The following is a 15729-nucleotide window of genomic DNA, read 5'->3' as shown; positions in this document are numbered from 1 at the left end:
CAGACAACAAACAAACTTTAGCAGGTGTATAAATTTTATACAATCATTCTGTTTTGCTGGAAATACGTACAAATTGTGACAAAAGCCGCCCTAATAGCGAATCGTTCTGTGATATAGAGTGCTTTATAAACCAGTTTCAGCAAAAAGAAAAGCGCCCAGATTTCAACGAATCCAGGTGCTTTTTGTTGGTGGAGGCGATGGGAGTCGAACAATTAAATTTGATATTGCTACGTCAAAAATAGGAGGCGTTATGGCTCTATCACTTTGCATTTGCGCTTGTTGTGCGGCTTGCAAAATATCCACTTGTGCTAGGGTACAAAAAATAGTGTTACCAGAAATGTTACCAAAATCAGCCCTGCGCTTTCTGAAAAGCTGCTGTTGTTGCGGCTGCCAAATCTTCACGCTGCCCCTGCAATTCATGCCGGTATACACCGGATGTGTCCATGTTCTTGCTATGTCCCACGAGCATCTTCAGCTGGCTGTCAGTCAGGACGCTGGATTCGACACTGACAAAGGTGTGCCGCAGCTCGTAAAGTGAAACTTTCGGCTCAAGCCCGTTTGCTTCCTGATAGGATTCCCAGCGGCGATAGAGCGCATGTTCTGACGGGATCTGAAACAGCGGGGTATTGTAGTTCAGAAGTATACCTTGAGCCTTCAGAAGCTGCACCTGTGCCTCGTATGCCTCGCGAGCTTCCTTGCCCATGTCAAAAGAGCGGATTGCATTTTCGTTTTTTCCGGTCGTCTGTTCCCGGTGCACGTTGATGCTTCGCCGAAGGTTGACCGTGTTCCCTTTGATGTCACCATACCAGAGACCAATCAGCTCCCCGGGGCGCAGGCCGGTCGCAACTGCAAAGCGATAGGCGTAGATGTACTCGTCAAATACCGGCTTTCCGTAGTAGGTACGGGTATCTACGCTAAACAGCACCTTCAGAGCGGTGGGCTGAAGAATTGTGCGTTTTCCCATTCTCGCATTCTTCGGGATAGACAGATCAGGATGCAGTGTCGTGTACTTGTTCCTTCTGCACCACTTGACAAAGGCCGTTTCCGCCGCCCGAATCGTCATAAGCGTCTTTCGGCTCAACGGCTGGTTTGAGATGGGCTTGCGCTGGTTCTTTTTCTGTGAGCGCTTCCGGAACGAAACGTCGATTGCCTTTTGAAGGTCGCCCTCGGTCAGCTCGTCAATGCGGATGTTCCCGCAGGTCGGCAGGATATAGCAGTCCCCGTAACGCTGGCATTGTGTCACATAGGATGTCCCGCAAGTCAGCTTCAGTTCTTCTACCCACTGGGCATAGAGGGCAGCTACCTTCTTTTTTCCGTCTCTGATGCTATCGTCAAGCCAGGCATCGGCCTTTGCGTTGGCTTCCCGCTGGCCGGTGCGGCCAGGCGTGCTGCTGTAAAACCGTTTGCGGGTGCCGTTCTTCTGCACCGCAATGCACCAACGCTTTTCCTTCTCGACCCAAAACGCTGTGTTTGTCCTCTTTTTCATTGTTTTCACCTCCAAAAGGGTACACTTTGACAAGCCCGCCCAAAAGAGGTATAATCGCAGTGTCGAGTGTGCGATGACCCCGCAAGGGTGAGCCGCTTATCTTAACTCCCTCGGCGTTAGCGCGCTGGGGGAGGTTTTTATTTAAGCAACCAATCCGCAGAAACTTCAAAGTATCTTGAAATATCCAGAATCATTTTAATGCTTGGTTCCATTTTTCCTGTTTCATAATTCGATATTGTAGTCCGGCTGACATGAAAGATTTCACCAAGTTGCTGTTGAGTGAGCCTCTTTTCAGACCTCAACTCACGAAGATTATTTTGAAAGCTCATACAATCCCTCTGTGTGCGAAAATCGTGAATCGTCTTTCAATGGTGACTACTTTATGATACAATCACCATGGAGAAAGGAGACTGCCCTATGTGGAAGCTGTTGAACATTCTATATCGTATTACTTCCTATGTGCTTTTTCTTGCTATTCTTTTGGGGGCCTCTTGTAAATTTCTCACTTTTTTCTTTTTTCACGATTTTATTCCTTTTACAGTCGAACTTTTACTTGTTATTTTTTCGTTGATTCTTCTCAAGAACTACCGTCCCTATGATTTCCCTCATTGGACGAAGGAAAAATAACCACTTTAGAGTCGGGCTCTTGAAGTTCAAGAGCTCGACTTGCTTTTTGCAGCTTTTCCAATTCCTGGTCTGTCGGCATTTTTTGAAGAACACTTTCTTCCTTTTCTCTGGCAATCTGAATACGTTTTAATTCATTATCCAGATCAATTCCGCTGATTTCTTTTTTTAACTTTTCTGCTTCCAAACTTTTAATGCTGTTATCATGTTTGCGGTTGCATACCCATTTGATCAACCCTCTAACAGACGGAATATCAATTTTCAGCCCTGACACTTCATAGCTACCGCCAAAAAGCACCGCAAAGATAAATAAGAACGCAAACCAATGTTCCTGAATAAAATCCATTCCCTGAGAGAATGCAACAACATAGTCTCCCGGAGAATTCAAATTCGTTGTTATTGAAATGTCTTCATCTTCATTAAGAACAGAAAAAATCTCAGTTATGTAATAACAAAATGTCGCAAAATCACGACCTTTTATTTTTCTTTTTGTATTCACGCGAAAAACGGCATGGGTTTCTCCGTTGTAAACATACAAATCAAAACAAGTGTTTAAAACTGGAATAGCATAGTCACTGATTGTGGACAAACTATGGTGGTTCAGCATTGCACGCGCCAGCATTGGTGTCAGTCTGAGCTCTTCGACTTCTTTTATAATTTGAACTTTTCGACGCTTCACATAAGGACATTCAATTCTATTTTGCTTATGAAAGCCCGCAGCAATTTGGGCGTCTGCCTCTAATTCTTTTTTTATTGGATCCTGAATGTCCTGTTTTTCAAAGTATTCTCCAATTATTCCGAAGGCGACTCTTTTATCGCCCAAAATCATAACCAGATCGCCAGCCTGCATTTCGCTCGCAAAACTATAGCATTTGTTTATAGCGGCACCTGGCCGTTTATCAGCGTAATTTAGCTCTACTGCTTGACGCAATTTTTCTTCTGTATCTTGTGTGATATTACTTTGAAGAACTGCATTCCAGCCAATTGCGATATACCCATTATGAATGTATTCGCTGTAGTATGCACCCGACTTTGTCCGGATCATCCAAAACGAGCAGGTATCAGGAACCTGAACAACATGCACTTGCTGGTTGATTTTTTCAACAAGCTGAAAATTATATTCTTCCATTTTCTTCCTTTCGTAACTGCTGCATTGGTGACGCAGCGGCATTTATTTTATTGAGCAATGTGCAAAGTTTGTATACTGCCTCAGTTTTTCAGATTTTTCACCGCCCGGTCAAAATCCGACACGATCTTTTGCGTGGGGTTGAATAGATCATACTCGGCTTCCGCTTTCTGCTTTGCCTGACGGGCAGATATCTTGCCTTTGTCCGGCAAAATATCGTACCGCCGGAAGGACAAAAACTCGTTGATGCTGGCAGCAAACTGTTCCATAGTGAAGGTATTTTCCCGCTCGATCAGATCCTCGATATAGTCAAAGTAACCGGAAACGGTGCGTTCCAGCTGCCGGATCTGCTTCTCGGACAGGTAATTTTTTGCAATGGACACATCCGATTTGAGCACACGCCCCTCTGGTGCGTACTTCCATGTGGTTAGCCCCATGTGCTCCTTGGTGTGGTCGGCCTTGCTGTACACGATCTCTGCCGCCGTCTGGCCGGTGATCGCATAGTGGAACTTGTTCTGCACCATGGCATAGAAGTCCCTGGTCACCGGCGCGTTGCGGTCATAGTCGATGCTGCACTCTGCAAAGATATCCGTCACCTGCTGCCAGATCCGGCGCTCACTGGCGCGGATGGATCGAACACGCTCCAACAACTCACGGAAATAATCCTTACCGAAAGCGTCCTTGCCCTGCTTCAAGCGCTCGTCATCCAGCACAAAGCCCTTGGTCATATACTCTTTGAGAATGCCGGTAGCCCAGATACGGAACTGCGTAGCCCGGCGGGAGTTGACACGGTATCCCACAGAGATAATGGCATCGAGGTTGTAGAAGTTTGTTTCTCTGGTCTGCGTCTTATCGTCCAGAGCACCGTGATGTGTGGTTGTTTCCATTTTGGAAACAACCACTTTTTCGTCCAATTCGCCTTCTTCAAAAATATTTTTAAGATGTTTACTGATAGCAGGTTTCTGTACGCCGAACAATTCGGCCATGCCCTGCTGTGTCAGCCAGATGCTTTCGTCCTTCACAACGGCATTGATCGAAACATCTTCCTCCGCAGAGCGATATATCAAAAACTGAAAGTTATTTTCCATCCTCTATCCTTTCACACCAACCCACGGCAACACCCTACCGCCAGCCCTTCAATGACCTTCTCCTCCAGCTGCTGATCCGCAAGCACCATGCTTTGCGTTGGCGCGCCGGGGGAGTTTTTGTTTAGTTTACATCAGTTATTCAAAGCCTTTGCGCGCACAGTCGGGCTTGCTGCCTTGAACAGATCATATGCGTTCAAGACATCCGTAATTGCCTGACGCTCTTCGGGGGTGACTGTGTGGTCGATGCTGCCACCATCGCCGCTGTATCGGATAATGATTTCATCAGCGCTCAAAATATTCTTAAACCACTGGATATCTTCATCATCGCCCATAAAAGATGTCAGTTCCCAGTACTGCTTTCCATCATAGCCACGATCCACATCCGTCCAATCAATCGTGTAGGTATATTTATACTCGCCCGCGCGAATCGTAATCGTGTCCAAGTACACATATTTGTTGCCGCTACACAGAACCATGAAAAACATTGACGGATCATTGGTGCTGCCATTTACAAAGAAGGGCAGTATATAGCTTTTGCCTTGATTGCTCAGTCGGTCTTCCGTGGGTGACACATAGCTTCTTGCGTCCTCGACCTTATCATAACTGATTTTCAGCTTTGCAAGAGCGTCTTTCAGTCCAAGCACCTGCTGGGCTTCTGCCAACACCGCAAAGTTACTGACCTGCGCCTTGCTTGCATCGTCCAATTCGTTATAAGCATTTACAGCAGCCACAATTGCCGGGCGGCGGGCAGTCGTGACGGTTCCGATTTGGTTGATCAGGCTTTCCACCTGCGCTACCGTCGCAGTATTGCATTCTTCAAGAGCGGCTGTGCTCATATATTCTGCTGGGCTGACAGCCATTGCCGGCGCTGCCACAGATACAAGCGTTGCGGCAATGCACAGTGCTGCAGCGGTCTTTTTCATAGTTTTCTTCATACATAACACTCCTTCGCTATATAGACTGGAATGACTCCGATAATCCAAAATTACCCTACCCAGTGCGTCCAGCCTACGGCCTTGCCCTCAATGTGCACCTCTTCCAGCTGGGGGCCGGCGTAGATCATGGGCGCATAAGCCGGGTTTGCGGGCATCAGGGTCAGCGTGCCGGGGTTGTAATATACCCGCTTGAGAGTGGCTTCGCCATCAATGCGCACCGCTGCGATCTCGCCGTTCTCCACCTCCGGCTGGATGCGGATATACACCACGTCTTTATCGTGAATGCCGGCATCCACCATGCTGTCACCGTGGCAGGTCAGGGAAAAATCGCACCGGATGTTCTCCGGCACGTCCACCATTTTTTCAATGTTCTGCTCTGCCGTGATGGGTTCCCCACAGGCAATGCTGCCGATCAGCGGGATCTTCTTCATCTTCGGCATCGGCTCAAAGCCCGGGGGGATGGGACGGGATGCAGGAGCGGGCTGGGCATCATCCAAAATTGCACTTTTGGGGATACCAAAGTAATTTGCCATTTTCTCCACTGCGCCCATGCGAGGTATTTTTATCCCGAGTTCCCAAGTGGACACCGCTTTGTCGCTGACACCTGCAATCTTGCCAAGGTCAGCCTGTGATAGCTCGTGTTCCAATCGGATTTTTTTAATATTTTCAGCGATGCTCAATTGAATCACTCCTTATATGTAGAGATTACACCAAAAGTAGAGCTATGTCAACATTTATTTTAAAATTTTCTACTTTAAGTTCTTGACATTCTACTAAAAGTGGAGTATAGTATTCTCGAACCCAGACGAAAGGAGGTGTGAACTTGGGATTCACCGTTAAACAAGCCCGCCAGTACGCCGGTTTCACACAGCGTGAAATGGCAGAAAAGCTCGGAATTTCGCGCGATACATACCGCAAAATCGAGCAATCGCCCGAAGACGCTACCGTCGCCACCGCGAAAAGAATCAGTGAGGTCGTCGGCATTCCCATCGACCAAATTTTTTTCGCCAGTGCATCTACTTAAAGTAGATTATTTAATTCATCCAAAAGGAGGTGAAAAACATGAAAATCAAAATCATTGGTGAACCCAAAGAAATTGCCGCCCTTGTATTAGCGGTACAAGGGCGGCAAAATCGCGAGGTGTTAGCCATTGGTGAGATCAGTGCCAAGGGTCACAGCAATGATCTGGTCACAAAAGACAGTCAGAACAGGGAAATTCACAACGGGACTTGTGGTTTCCAGACGAGCATCCTTTAGCAGAATAAACTCACAGCTTTCACCCGTCTGCGGACTTTCTTCTTCAGCAGAAGCAGCTTTGGAAACGGCCTTGAGAGCTGAGGAGTTAACTGTCTGCGCAACGGCAATGTTCGGATTGCTATTTTCCTCATCAAATACGGGGATACCGCTGATCATGCCAGCAGGTGTCGCCAGAAATAAACGGTTCTTTGCAAATTCTTTGAGGGAAATGGTATTTGCATATCCAGTAAGAACAGCCATTTTAGTCAATGACAAGCTCATGTTTTTTCACCTCCTTCCGTTTTGGGGTGTCTTTATGATAGCACATCCATAGTGAAAAATACATACTTGCCAGCCATCCAAAGGAGGTGAAGAAGATGAAGAACCACGAAATGCAAATCTTTGCTCTTTGCATCCAGATTCTGGCATTGATTGTCATTTTACTAAAGAAATGAACATCGATGCAGCCGCAATCAAAATTGCGATCACATTGCATACTCGGTTGAATCTATTTTCTTTGGCCTGATCTCTCATCTCTGCATCATGCTGTTCTTGCAACTTGTGCAGAACTTCGCAATGTTCTTTCTGGCTCTGCTCAAATTTTTCTCGCAGTTCACGCAGGTCTTCGGAAGCCGCTTCCTCAGCATACGAGCTTTTTGAGTGGTCGCAGGCATCAAGTAAAGCTTTCAACCGTTCTTCTGTAAGCTGGCTGCAGTCTGGCTGCTTTACCACAGAGGTAAAAGCAGCCATCTTCGCAGCTTCACGATGATAACCTGTAAGCTTTTCAATTTCTTTATTTTCGCTCATTTTTACCACCTCCTTCTTGTTTTTTCTCCATTTTACCGCAGGAATGAGGTGCACACAAGGATGTAAACCACATGAACAATAACAAAAAGCCCGGCGAACCGCTGGAACCGGAACGCTGGGCGAAGATAGAAAAGGAAGTTCAGGAGCTTAAACGGAGCAGGTCAATCCTCAGCATCGGCTTGTTCCTGCTGAGCGGCCTGTATGGAATCTTAATCCTCTGCATCATCTTGAGAATCATCCGAATCGAGGACACTTTGACCTCGATCATCCAATTCAACGCTCTGGTTGGCGAGCATCTCCAAAGCCTCGGCGATTCGCTCATTCGTATCCTCAACGATTTTGAAATGCTCCTCCGTGCGCTGTCTGAAGTTTTCTGACCTTTCTGCTTCCTCTCGCTGTATTTCGAGCATTTCCTGTTGATATTCTGCCGTTGCAGACCATGAAGATTCTTCCTTTTTGTCATGTTCGCTGGACAATGCCTGACCTGCCAAAAACAGAAGAATTGTAACGATGATGAACAACCCCAATGTCACCGAGACCACTGCTGCAGCCACCGGCACCGGTTCCTCCACCCAGTGGAAGGACAAGAGCCCGCAGCAGATCCTGAAGGACGTGAACGACCTGCTGAGCGCTGTGTGGGCTTCCTGCGAGTATGACACCGATGCCATCCCCAACCACATCCTGCTGCCTTATGAGCAGTACAACTACATCCTGACCACCATGGTGTCCGATCTGGCATCCGAGACCATTCCTATGCGAAGGATGGGAGCAAGGCTCTGAGCAAGAACTTCCACGTCCGGGAGTTCAAGTGCAAAGACGGCAGCGACCCAATCTTTATTGATGACGAGCTTGTGGCTCTACTGCAAAAAATCCGGGATCACTTCGGCAAGGCTGTGAACATCAACAGTGCTTTCCGCACTGCCAGCCACAACGCCAAGCAGAAGAAGGCGGCCAAGTACAGCCAGCACCTTTATGGCAAGGCGGCTGACATCTGGATCGCTGGCGTGTCGGTGGACACGCTGGCGGCCTACGTCGAAACACTGCTTCCCGGCAAGGGAGGCATTGGACGATACCACGCGGACGGTTTTGTCCACGTCGATGTGCGGGAGGTAAAAAGCAGATGGGTGATGTAGTGAAGAATGGAGTTTGCACCATGGTTGGAGTAATCGGCAGTCTGATCGCAAGTCAATTCGGCGGATGGGATGCGGCACTTTCGACGCTGATCCTGTTCATGGCAGTCGATTACATCACGGGGCTTGTGGTCGCCGGGGTTTTCCACGCCAGCCCGAAGAGCAAAAGCGGCACGCTGGAAAGCCGCGCAGGCTGGAAGGGCCTGTGCCGCAAGGGCGAAACACTGCTGATCGTGCTGGTGGCCTGCAGGCTGGATGCCGTGATGGGTTCCACCTTTGTGCGGGATGCCGTTGTGATCGGCTTTATCTGCAACGAGACCATTTCCATCATCGAAAACGCGGGCTTGATGGGACTGCCCATCCCGGCAGCGATCACCAAGGCTGTGGACATTTTAAAGCAGCGCTCGGAAACCGAGCAGAAAGGATAAGCTCTTATGAATGAATTTCTGAAAGTCGCACTCACTGCCTGCATCCCCGCAATGACCGTCATTTTCGGCTGGGGCCTGAACAAAGGTGTCAGCATTGCAAACGGCTACATCAACAACAAGTTTGAGCAGACCTGTCTCCAGAATGCCGCCAACGCGGTGTTCAACGCCGTCCAGTACGTCAACCAGACCTACGTTGATGCCCTGAAGGAACAGGACAAGTTCGACGAGGCTGCGCAGCGCATTGCCTACAACCGCGCACTGACCGCTGCGAAGAAAGCCCTGACGCAGGAGACCATCAAGTTCATCAAGGAGACCTTTGGCGACCTCGACAGCTACCTGAAGCCGATGATCGAAGCGCAGGTGCGCAGCCAGAAGACCTATATGTGACGTTTTCGCGGCATCACGAAAATGTTAACGCCAACAAGATCATAGTATAGCAGCAGCCCCGGGGAGCCTGACGGTTCCTCGGGGCTGTTTTTGTTTGGCGTGTTTCGACGCTTTACGACGTATATCGACGTAATTGGTAAACTTTAAGTATTTTTCGGTTAGAGTTGACGCATAGAAAGGATGTGTCAACTATGATCGTTTCCGAATTGTCCACTCAGGTCACTGATTTGCTGCGCCCGATGGGCATCACACGCAATCTGAGCGCCTACAGTATCCTGTGCCAGTGTCTTGAGCTGGTCTGTGAGCAGGAAGACCGCCTGCAGGCCGTGGAGAAAGATATCTATACCCCTATCGCCGACCGCAGAAAATGTGAGCCAAAAGCGATTCAAAGCGCTGTCCGCCGGGCAGCTAAAGGTGCATGGCTCACAAACCCGGAGTATGTGCAGCAGCTGGCAGGCTATCCGCTGACTGGGTGTCCAAGCGCGGTACAGTTCATTGAGATGTTGTATAATGCGCTGGTGAGAGCAGTCTGAAAACTTAATAGTGTTACCAAAAACGTTACCATAATAAAGAAAAGAACGCCAATTCCTAACGAAATGGCGTTCTTTTTTCATGGTGGAGGCGATGGGAGTCGAACCCATGTCCGAAAAGAGTTCAGTGTAGGTATCTCCGGGTGCAGGCGATCTACAACATTCCCGCCGCGCCACGCCGATCGTCAGGCTAGCGCATTGGTAGCTTCATGAGTTCCTGCCGGTCCGCAAAGCTTAAGTCCGTTCAGGTGCTGTGTCTAAAGGACGCCCCGGCCCCACACGACACAAGAGTGGGCGGAACGCGCAGCACTCAGGCTGCGAGCAACTGAGAATTGTTATTGTCAGTTAATTTTTTTGGAGGAGTTATAGAGCAGTTCCCCCACTGCTACCCGCTGCCCAGACCTCACTCTCCCCGTCGAAACCTTTACGCCCCCTTATAAAGCACACCTTGCGGTGTGCAGAAAGCTTTGAAAAAGTTCCGCTTCAGGAAGCGGTCTGAAAAAATCAATAGTATTTGCCGTTGGACTTCATGGCACGGTCAATGGAACGCTTTGCATCGCGCTGGGCGGCATCGGCACGCTTATCGTAGAGCTTTTTGCCTTTGCAAAGACCCACTTCCATTTTCACGCGGCCATGTTTGAAATAGAGCGAAAGCGGCACAAGGGTAAATCCCTGCAGCTTGCACTGCTGATGCAGCCGCCGGATCTCACTTTTGTGTGCCAGCAGGCGCCGGACGCGCATCGGATCCTGATTGAACATGTTTCCGTGGTCGTAGGGACTGATATGCATTCCCTTTACCAGCAGTTCACCATCCTCAATATCGACCCAGCTGTCTTTCAGGTTGACCCCTCCGGCACGCAGGCTCTTGACCTCCGTACCTTTCAGTTCAACACCGGTTTCCAGCGCTTCCAGAACGAAGTATTCATGGCGCGCTTCACGGTTTGTGGCAATGGTTTTTGTTGCCGGACGCTCCTTAGTGGGTGCCATTCCGCGCGCCTCCTTTCTCCATTGTGGTTTGTTGTATCAGTATACCATTTTTTTATGGTTTTGCAAGGGCTGTTTTTGAAGAAACTGTAAATTTTTCCCAATTCACAGCTCACCACGGCCAGAAAGTGCACGGTACAAAGTGGTTTCGTCAGTGTATTCCAGACTTGCACCCACCGGCAGGCCGTAGGCCAGACGTGTGGTCTTGATGCCCAGAGGCTTGATAAGCTTTGCCAGATACATAGCGGTGGCTTCACCCTCCACCGTGGGGTTCATGGCCATGATGACCTCTTTCACCTTGCCGTCGCCCAAGCGGGCCAGAAGTTCCTTGACGCACAGCTGTTCGGCAGTAATTCCGTCCATCGGGCTGAGCAGACCGTGCAGCACATGGTACAAGCCGTGATACTCCCTTGTGCGTTCAAACGCCTGCACATCGCGGGGCGTTTCCACCACGCAGATCACAGAAGGATCGCGTTTTGCACTGGCACAGATGGGGCAGATATCCGCTTCTGTATAATTCTGGCAGATACGGCAGCGATGGAGCTTGGTGTGGGCACCCTGAATGGCTCCCGCCAGTGCGGCGGCATCTTCGTCCGACATGCTCAGCACCTGATACGCCATGCGGGTAGCGCCCTTGCGCCCGATCCCCGGAAACTTGCTGAATTCTTCGATCAGCTTTTCCAGCGGGGCAGCAGTATAGCCCATGTTCTTCCCTCCTGCCGGATCAGAGACCGGGGATGTTCATGCCGCCGGTCAGCTTGCCCATTTCAGCTTCGGCAGTTTCGTCCACCTGCTTGACGGTTGCGTTGATGGCAGCAGCCACCATATCTTCCAGCATTTCAACATCATCCGGGTCCACAGCCTCGGGCTTGATGGTGATGGACAGCACTTCGTGCTTGCCGTTCATCTTAACAGTGACCATCTCACCGGCAGCGCTGCCGGTGTACTCGGCAGCTTCCAGCTCGGCCTGTTTGGCTTTCATATCTTCCTGCATCTTCTGTGCCTGACGCATGAGGGCGTTCATATCGGGGCGGCCAAAGCCTGCGGGCATTCTTGCTTTCATAATCGTTTCTCCTTATTGATGCAATGTATTTTTATGATCTCGTTTTCCTTGCGGAATCCTCAATGGACACATCCAACCCCAGCTTTTCCAGTGCACGAAGCGACTGCTCTGCGTTGGAGACCGTTTTGCCAGCGCTCTTTGGTTCATAGGGACCAATGGGCACCGCCGTACCGGACACATCCTTGATCAGCTTTTTGATCAGGCGCTGGCTGTCCTTGTTGGCGCGGATAAAATCGCGGAAGGTCTTGCCGCCGTCGATCAGCACGCGGGTGCCATCAAAGTAAGCCTTGGACTTGCGCAGATAGGTGTAGAGCATGGGATCTTTTTCCTGCAGCTGCTGTACCACCTGCGGCCAGTACGGATACAGCGCAGTCCCTTCCTGCCCGGCATCCTGCGGCTTTTCCGGCACAGGCTTTGCAGCGGGCGTGGGTGCAGGTTTGGGCGGTTCTGGCTGCGGAACAGGTTCCAACTCTGCCGGCATGGGTGCAGCTGGCTGTGCGGCCTGCGCGGCAGGCTCGTCCCAAGGCAGCATTCCGGCCTGCTGCACGGGCGGTTCCTCCGGCAGCGGCGGCAGCTCTTCGGTCTGGACGGGTGAAGTCTGCTCTACAGATATTTCCGACGGCACGGAAGGTTCTGCCTTTACAGGTTTCGGTTCCGCTGCAGGCTGCACCACAGGAACGGACGGTATTGGCGGCTGGGTAGTCGGAGCGCTTGCAAAGGGCTGCACAGCAGTTGCCGAGGCAAACGGCTGCGGCGCTGCGGGTTGAGCTGCAGCACGGACAGGCGCGGCCTGCACAGGAACTGCCTGCGGCTGCTGGGGCGGTTCGGATAAGCCAAATAGTGCAAGTTCCAGCTCGATCCGCTGGTCGCTGCCGCGGGTCATATGTTCCAGCGCACTGCCCAGCGCACGGATGGCACGAATGGCCTCCCGCTGGCCAAGCTGCGGGCCTTTTTCCAGATACAAAGCCTCCTCCTCCGGCGAAACGCCGGACAGAAGGCTCTGCCCGCCCGGCAATGCTGCCAGCATCAAAGCACGATAATGCGCGATCAATTCCTCTGTCAGACGCTTGACATCCACAGACTGCTGGCGAAGCTGTGCCAGCTGGGCCAGTGCTGTGGCACCGTCCTGCGCTTCCAGTGCGTCCGAAATGCGGAACAGATAACTGCGGTCGGTCACACCTGCCATGCGGCGCACCACATCGGCATCGATTTTCGCCGTAACGCCTGCGCAGGTATCCAGAATGGACAACGCATCGCGCAGTGCACCGTCGGCCAGACGGGCGATCAGTTCCGCACCGTCCGGCGAAAGCTCCAGCTTTTCCTCACCTGCAATGTATTCCACCCGGCGGGCGATATCCTCCGGCCCGATGCGGGTAAAATCGTACCGCTGGCAGCGGGAAAGGATGGTGGCGGGCACCTTCTGGATCTCAGTGGTTGCCAGAATAAAGATGACGTGGGCAGGCGGTTCTTCCAGCGTTTTGAGCAGCGCATTGAATGCCGCTGTGGACAGCATGTGCACCTCATCGATGATGTATACCTTATATTTACAGGCGCTGGGAGTGTAAGCTGTTTCGTCGCGCAGGTCGCGGATATCGTCCACACCGTTGTTGGAAGCCGCATCCATCTCCACCACGTCCAGAATGCTGCCGTTATCGATGCCTTTGCAGATCTCACACTCGCCGCAGGGGTCTCCATTGACCGGATGCAGGCAGTTGACTGCCTTTGCAAAGATCTTGGCGCAGGTGGTTTTGCCGGTGCCGCGCACGCCGGTAAACAGGTAGGCATGGCCCACACGGTTTGCCGTGATCTGGTTTTTCAGCGCAGTAACAATGGCCCGCTGGCCTACCACATCCTCAAAACGCTGCGGTCTCCATTTGCGGTACAAGGCACGGTACATGGTTCTCTCCCCTTTCCTGCAAAATAAAAAGGACAGCGCTGACGGGGTTTTGTCCCCGCCTTGCGTAACTCGGCATACGGATGCAGGCTTACTGAAACGCACGAACGCACTGCTTAAGGCTGCTTGGTTCCCCACCTGACCTGGTTCACAGCGAATCCATCGTACAGGACCCGCATCCGTATGCCGAACCACGCAGCAGGCGCTGTCCGACACATCCTTCTGAATGCCAGAATATTGTACCATAAACGCAGGCAGATTGCAAGGGGTGGGAGGTATCATTTCACGGCCCACGCATGAAACGATCAAATAGGATAGCCCAAAGTCAGAAAATGTGATGTTCTCTAAAATCCAAAAAGCGCAGTACATTCTCTGCGCTTTCGCGTTTTGTACTGCGCTTTTCTTTTATCCTGTTATTTTAACGGCATTGATTTTGCAGCAGCCCTTTTTTTCTTACAATGCCACATCCAGTGCCATCATCAGCGCAAATCCCAGCACGATGCTTACAACACCGGCAGGCTCGTCGCCCTCCACGGCCTGCGGGATCATCTCCTGTGCGGTCACGCACACCATACAGCCCGCCGCTGCGCTGAGCAGCCACGGCAGCGCAGTACTGACCCATTCGGCCAGGGCAAAGGCAAGCAATGCCCCCAACGGCTCTACCAGCCCGGAAGCCGCTCCCGCAAAAAACGCCTGACTGCGGGTGCGGCCGTTATGGGCCAGCGGCAGGCTGACTGCTGCACCTTCCGGGATATTCTGCAGACCGATGCCAAGGCTCAGTGCCAGTGCACCGCTGATGGCATCCGGTTCCCCGGTCAATGCCAGTGCAGCGGCAAGGCCCGCCACCATACCCTCGGGCAGGTTGTGCAATGTTACAGCCAGCACCATACGTCCGCCGTGCCCGGCCCCGCCTGCCAGCAGCTGCCCGGCAAACTGTTCCACCTGCAAAAGGCCCACTGCGCCCAGCACAAGCCCCACTGCCGATGGGATCCATGCCGGAAGCGGCAAAGTCTGTCCGCGCTGGATAGCAGGCAGCAGCAGGCTCCACACACTGGCCGCCAGCATGATGCCCGCTGCCATGCCGCACAGGATGCGCTGCGTGCAGGGCCGCGACTGCCGCCGCAGCAAAAACACACCTGCTGCCCCCAGTGTAGTGCACGCCGCCGGGAACAGCAGCACCCACGCAGTGAAAACGATCTGGTTCACGATACATTCCCCCTTTGCCCGGTGTATGTGCGACGAAGCAAAAAGGTGCAGAAAAGCCCGTCACACTGTATTTTGTGTGGCGGGCTTTTCTGTCAGAATGCGATGGCATCTTCTTCGTTGCCAAAGGGCAGACCCGTAGCCGGATCGACCGGCGGCAGGCCAGTCTGCCCCATATCCGCCGCCTTTACGCTGCATACCACCGCATTGGCAAGCACATACTTCACCTTTGCGGTGGCAGCAGCGCCGATCTTATCATAGATGCGGCCTCCGCTGTAACAGTCGCCCAGCACGGTGTGAGTGCTGTTGGCCACATAACCCACCTTGCCCAGACCCGGCAGTTCTGCGCGGATGGCTTCGCGGTCAAAGCCATTCTCCGGCTCCTTGACCAGCTTTACCTTCTGGCCTACTGTAAACGGCTGAGTGCCGAAGCGGTAGTTGAGTCCGGTCAATGTAACATAGTACTTCATCTTTATTTCCTCCAAAACACATGTTTTATTTTCAGGGGACCCGTTCATCCCCTGCTGTGTCTGTATTATCCACTTTTTATGTCCAATAAAAATCACTTTCAAATAACACTTGTCATTTTTTGATATTTTTGTTCAGGTTCGCTGCACAAAGTTTACCATCTTTTCTTTCTCCGCAGGTCAACTGTCATATGACAAATGGCTCTTTTCCGTTTCCGGAGCCGCATCATCCTCACTTTTGCATTTCTTTATTTCTCTTTAGGGAACATGCATTCCCGTCTTGATTCAAGTGAACAAACAATGAAAGAAATTACAAAGTGATTACAACGCGGTAAAAAATT

General features: G+C 51.3%; 20 protein-coding genes and 2 other RNA genes. 7 read left to right on the top strand and 15 right to left on the bottom strand.

Going from position 1 to position 15729, the window contains the following annotated elements; genetic code table 11:
- Positions 1-349: 349 nt before the first annotated feature.
- The 5 genes from DWY76_RS00340 to DWY76_RS00315 form a co-directional block, all read right to left on the bottom strand.
- Positions 350-1486 (bottom strand): tyrosine-type recombinase/integrase, encoded by a 1137-nt coding sequence (locus DWY76_RS00340; RefSeq protein ID WP_120079239.1) that lies wholly within the window; start codon positions 1484-1486, stop codon positions 350-352.
- Positions 1487-2063: 577 nt separating this feature from the next.
- Positions 2064-3239 carry a hypothetical protein gene (locus tag DWY76_RS00330; protein WP_120079237.1) on the bottom strand — a complete coding sequence of 392 codons (1176 nt, stop codon included), beginning with the start codon at positions 3237-3239 and terminating at the stop codon, positions 2064-2066.
- Positions 3240-3319: 80 nt separating this feature from the next.
- Entirely contained in the window at positions 3320-4123 is an 804-nt protein-coding gene (locus tag DWY76_RS00325; RefSeq protein WP_343214679.1) for a virulence RhuM family protein, read from the bottom strand.
- A 332-nt stretch (positions 4124-4455) separates the two neighbouring features.
- Positions 4456-5259, bottom strand: coding sequence for a hypothetical protein (locus DWY76_RS00320; protein ID WP_120079235.1), 804 nt, complete (start codon positions 5257-5259; stop codon positions 4456-4458).
- Between the two features lie 50 nt (positions 5260-5309).
- Positions 5310-5948 carry an XRE family transcriptional regulator gene (locus DWY76_RS00315; RefSeq protein WP_120079233.1) on the bottom strand — a complete coding sequence of 213 codons (639 nt, stop codon included), beginning with the start codon at positions 5946-5948 and terminating at the stop codon, positions 5310-5312.
- A 134-nt stretch (positions 5949-6082) separates the two neighbouring features.
- Between DWY76_RS00315 and DWY76_RS00310 the strand changes: the two genes are divergently transcribed.
- The gene (locus DWY76_RS00310; RefSeq protein WP_120079231.1) at positions 6083-6283 is read left to right on the top strand and encodes a helix-turn-helix transcriptional regulator; all 201 of its coding nucleotides are present in this window, start codon (positions 6083-6085) and stop codon (positions 6281-6283) included.
- A gap of 119 nt (positions 6284-6402) precedes the next feature.
- On the opposite strand, the gene DWY76_RS00305 is transcribed toward DWY76_RS00310, so the two are convergent.
- Positions 6403-6777: a hypothetical protein gene (locus tag DWY76_RS00305; protein WP_133300771.1), complete on the bottom strand. Its 375-nt coding sequence runs from the start codon at positions 6775-6777 to the stop codon at positions 6403-6405.
- A 153-nt stretch (positions 6778-6930) separates the two neighbouring features.
- The gene (locus tag DWY76_RS00300; RefSeq protein ID WP_120079227.1) at positions 6931-7302 is read right to left on the bottom strand and encodes a hypothetical protein; all 372 of its coding nucleotides are present in this window, start codon (positions 7300-7302) and stop codon (positions 6931-6933) included.
- A 71-nt stretch (positions 7303-7373) separates the two neighbouring features.
- Between DWY76_RS00300 and DWY76_RS00295 the strand changes: the two genes are divergently transcribed.
- The 6 genes from DWY76_RS00295 to DWY76_RS00270 all read left to right on the top strand — a co-directional run bounded on the left by DWY76_RS00295 (position 7374) and on the right by DWY76_RS00270 (position 9780).
- Positions 7374-7679 carry a hypothetical protein gene (locus DWY76_RS00295; protein ID WP_120079225.1) on the top strand — a complete coding sequence of 102 codons (306 nt, stop codon included), beginning with the start codon at positions 7374-7376 and terminating at the stop codon, positions 7677-7679.
- 133 nt (positions 7680-7812) lie between these two features.
- Complete coding sequence (locus DWY76_RS00290) at positions 7813-8082, top strand: major capsid family protein (RefSeq protein WP_120079223.1); 270 nt, start codon at positions 7813-7815, stop codon at positions 8080-8082.
- A complete protein-coding gene (locus tag DWY76_RS00285) occupies positions 8040-8435 on the top strand; it encodes a D-Ala-D-Ala carboxypeptidase family metallohydrolase (protein WP_120079221.1) in 396 nt (131 codons plus the stop codon). The genes DWY76_RS00290 and DWY76_RS00285 overlap by 43 nt, the downstream gene beginning before the upstream one ends.
- A gap of 20 nt (positions 8436-8455) precedes the next feature.
- The gene (locus DWY76_RS00280) at positions 8456-8860 is read left to right on the top strand and encodes a phage holin family protein (protein ID WP_243111866.1); all 405 of its coding nucleotides are present in this window, start codon (positions 8456-8458) and stop codon (positions 8858-8860) included.
- A gap of 6 nt (positions 8861-8866) precedes the next feature.
- Positions 8867-9247: a hypothetical protein gene (locus tag DWY76_RS00275; protein WP_120079219.1), complete on the top strand. Its 381-nt coding sequence runs from the start codon at positions 8867-8869 to the stop codon at positions 9245-9247.
- Between the two features lie 191 nt (positions 9248-9438).
- Positions 9439-9780 (top strand): sporulation initiation factor Spo0A C-terminal domain-containing protein, encoded by a 342-nt coding sequence (locus tag DWY76_RS00270; RefSeq protein ID WP_120079217.1) that lies wholly within the window; start codon positions 9439-9441, stop codon positions 9778-9780.
- Positions 9781-9860: 80 nt separating this feature from the next.
- On the opposite strand, the gene ssrA is transcribed toward DWY76_RS00270, so the two are convergent.
- The 8 genes from ssrA to DWY76_RS00230 form a co-directional block, all read right to left on the bottom strand.
- Positions 9861-10211: a transfer-messenger RNA gene (gene ssrA, locus DWY76_RS00265) on the bottom strand.
- Positions 10212-10281: 70 nt separating this feature from the next.
- Positions 10282-10764 (bottom strand): SsrA-binding protein SmpB, encoded by a 483-nt coding sequence (smpB, locus tag DWY76_RS00260; RefSeq protein ID WP_120079215.1) that lies wholly within the window; start codon positions 10762-10764, stop codon positions 10282-10284.
- 102 nt (positions 10765-10866) lie between these two features.
- Positions 10867-11466, bottom strand: coding sequence for a recombination mediator RecR (gene recR, locus DWY76_RS00255; RefSeq protein ID WP_005941730.1), 600 nt, complete (start codon positions 11464-11466; stop codon positions 10867-10869).
- Between the two features lie 19 nt (positions 11467-11485).
- Entirely contained in the window at positions 11486-11824 is a 339-nt protein-coding gene (locus DWY76_RS00250) for a YbaB/EbfC family nucleoid-associated protein (RefSeq protein WP_097774953.1), read from the bottom strand.
- A 31-nt stretch (positions 11825-11855) separates the two neighbouring features.
- Positions 11856-13721 (bottom strand): DNA polymerase III subunit gamma/tau, encoded by a 1866-nt coding sequence (gene dnaX, locus DWY76_RS00245; RefSeq protein WP_120079213.1) that lies wholly within the window; start codon positions 13719-13721, stop codon positions 11856-11858.
- A gap of 77 nt (positions 13722-13798) precedes the next feature.
- Positions 13799-13897, bottom strand: an RNA gene (ffs, locus tag DWY76_RS00240) — signal recognition particle sRNA small type.
- Positions 13898-14171: 274 nt separating this feature from the next.
- Positions 14172-14924 (bottom strand): ZIP family metal transporter, encoded by a 753-nt coding sequence (locus tag DWY76_RS00235; protein ID WP_165852537.1) that lies wholly within the window; start codon positions 14922-14924, stop codon positions 14172-14174.
- A gap of 92 nt (positions 14925-15016) precedes the next feature.
- Positions 15017-15391, bottom strand: a complete 375-nt coding sequence (locus DWY76_RS00230) for an HIRAN domain-containing protein (protein WP_207665809.1) — start codon at positions 15389-15391, stop codon at positions 15017-15019.
- Between the last annotated feature and the right edge of the window lie 338 nt (positions 15392-15729).

The sequence above is a fragment of the Faecalibacterium sp. AF27-11BH genome (genome assembly GCF_003603005.1).
Taxonomy (GTDB): Bacteria; Bacillota; Clostridia; order Oscillospirales; family Ruminococcaceae; genus Faecalibacterium; species Faecalibacterium taiwanense.
The sequence above is the reverse complement of the archived record's forward strand: the minus strand, read 5'-3'. Positions and strand labels throughout refer to the sequence as shown.

Excerpts from the sequence above, each read along its gene's own strand:
- DWY76_RS00325 (WP_343214679.1), bottom strand. The coding sequence starts at position 4,123 with ATGGAAACAACCACACATCACGGTGCTCTGGACGATAAGACGCAGACC.
- DWY76_RS00290 (WP_120079223.1), top strand. The coding sequence starts at position 7,813 with ATGATGAACAACCCCAATGTCACCGAGACCACTGCTGCAGCCACCGGC.
- DWY76_RS00330 (WP_120079237.1), bottom strand. The coding sequence starts at position 3,239 with ATGGAAGAATATAATTTTCAGCTTGTTGAAAAAATCAACCAGCAAGTG.
- DWY76_RS00230 (WP_207665809.1), bottom strand. The coding sequence starts at position 15,391 with ATGAAGTACTATGTTACATTGACCGGACTCAACTACCGCTTCGGCACT.
- DWY76_RS00280 (WP_243111866.1), top strand. The coding sequence starts at position 8,456 with ATGGTTGGAGTAATCGGCAGTCTGATCGCAAGTCAATTCGGCGGATGG.
- DWY76_RS00275 (WP_120079219.1), top strand. The coding sequence starts at position 8,867 with ATGAATGAATTTCTGAAAGTCGCACTCACTGCCTGCATCCCCGCAATG.
- DWY76_RS00305 (WP_133300771.1), bottom strand. The coding sequence starts at position 6,777 with ATGAGCTTGTCATTGACTAAAATGGCTGTTCTTACTGGATATGCAAAT.
- DWY76_RS00320 (WP_120079235.1), bottom strand. The coding sequence starts at position 5,259 with ATGAAGAAAACTATGAAAAAGACCGCTGCAGCACTGTGCATTGCCGCA.
- smpB (WP_120079215.1), bottom strand. The coding sequence starts at position 10,764 with ATGGCACCCACTAAGGAGCGTCCGGCAACAAAAACCATTGCCACAAAC.
- DWY76_RS00300 (WP_120079227.1), bottom strand. The coding sequence starts at position 7,302 with ATGAGCGAAAATAAAGAAATTGAAAAGCTTACAGGTTATCATCGTGAA.
- DWY76_RS00270 (WP_120079217.1), top strand. The coding sequence starts at position 9,439 with ATGATCGTTTCCGAATTGTCCACTCAGGTCACTGATTTGCTGCGCCCG.
- dnaX (WP_120079213.1), bottom strand. The coding sequence starts at position 13,721 with ATGTACCGTGCCTTGTACCGCAAATGGAGACCGCAGCGTTTTGAGGAT.
- recR (WP_005941730.1), bottom strand. The coding sequence starts at position 11,466 with ATGGGCTATACTGCTGCCCCGCTGGAAAAGCTGATCGAAGAATTCAGC.
- DWY76_RS00250 (WP_097774953.1), bottom strand. The coding sequence starts at position 11,824 with ATGAAAGCAAGAATGCCCGCAGGCTTTGGCCGCCCCGATATGAACGCC.
- DWY76_RS00340 (WP_120079239.1), bottom strand. The coding sequence starts at position 1,486 with ATGAAAAAGAGGACAAACACAGCGTTTTGGGTCGAGAAGGAAAAGCGT.
- DWY76_RS00295 (WP_120079225.1), top strand. The coding sequence starts at position 7,374 with ATGAACAATAACAAAAAGCCCGGCGAACCGCTGGAACCGGAACGCTGG.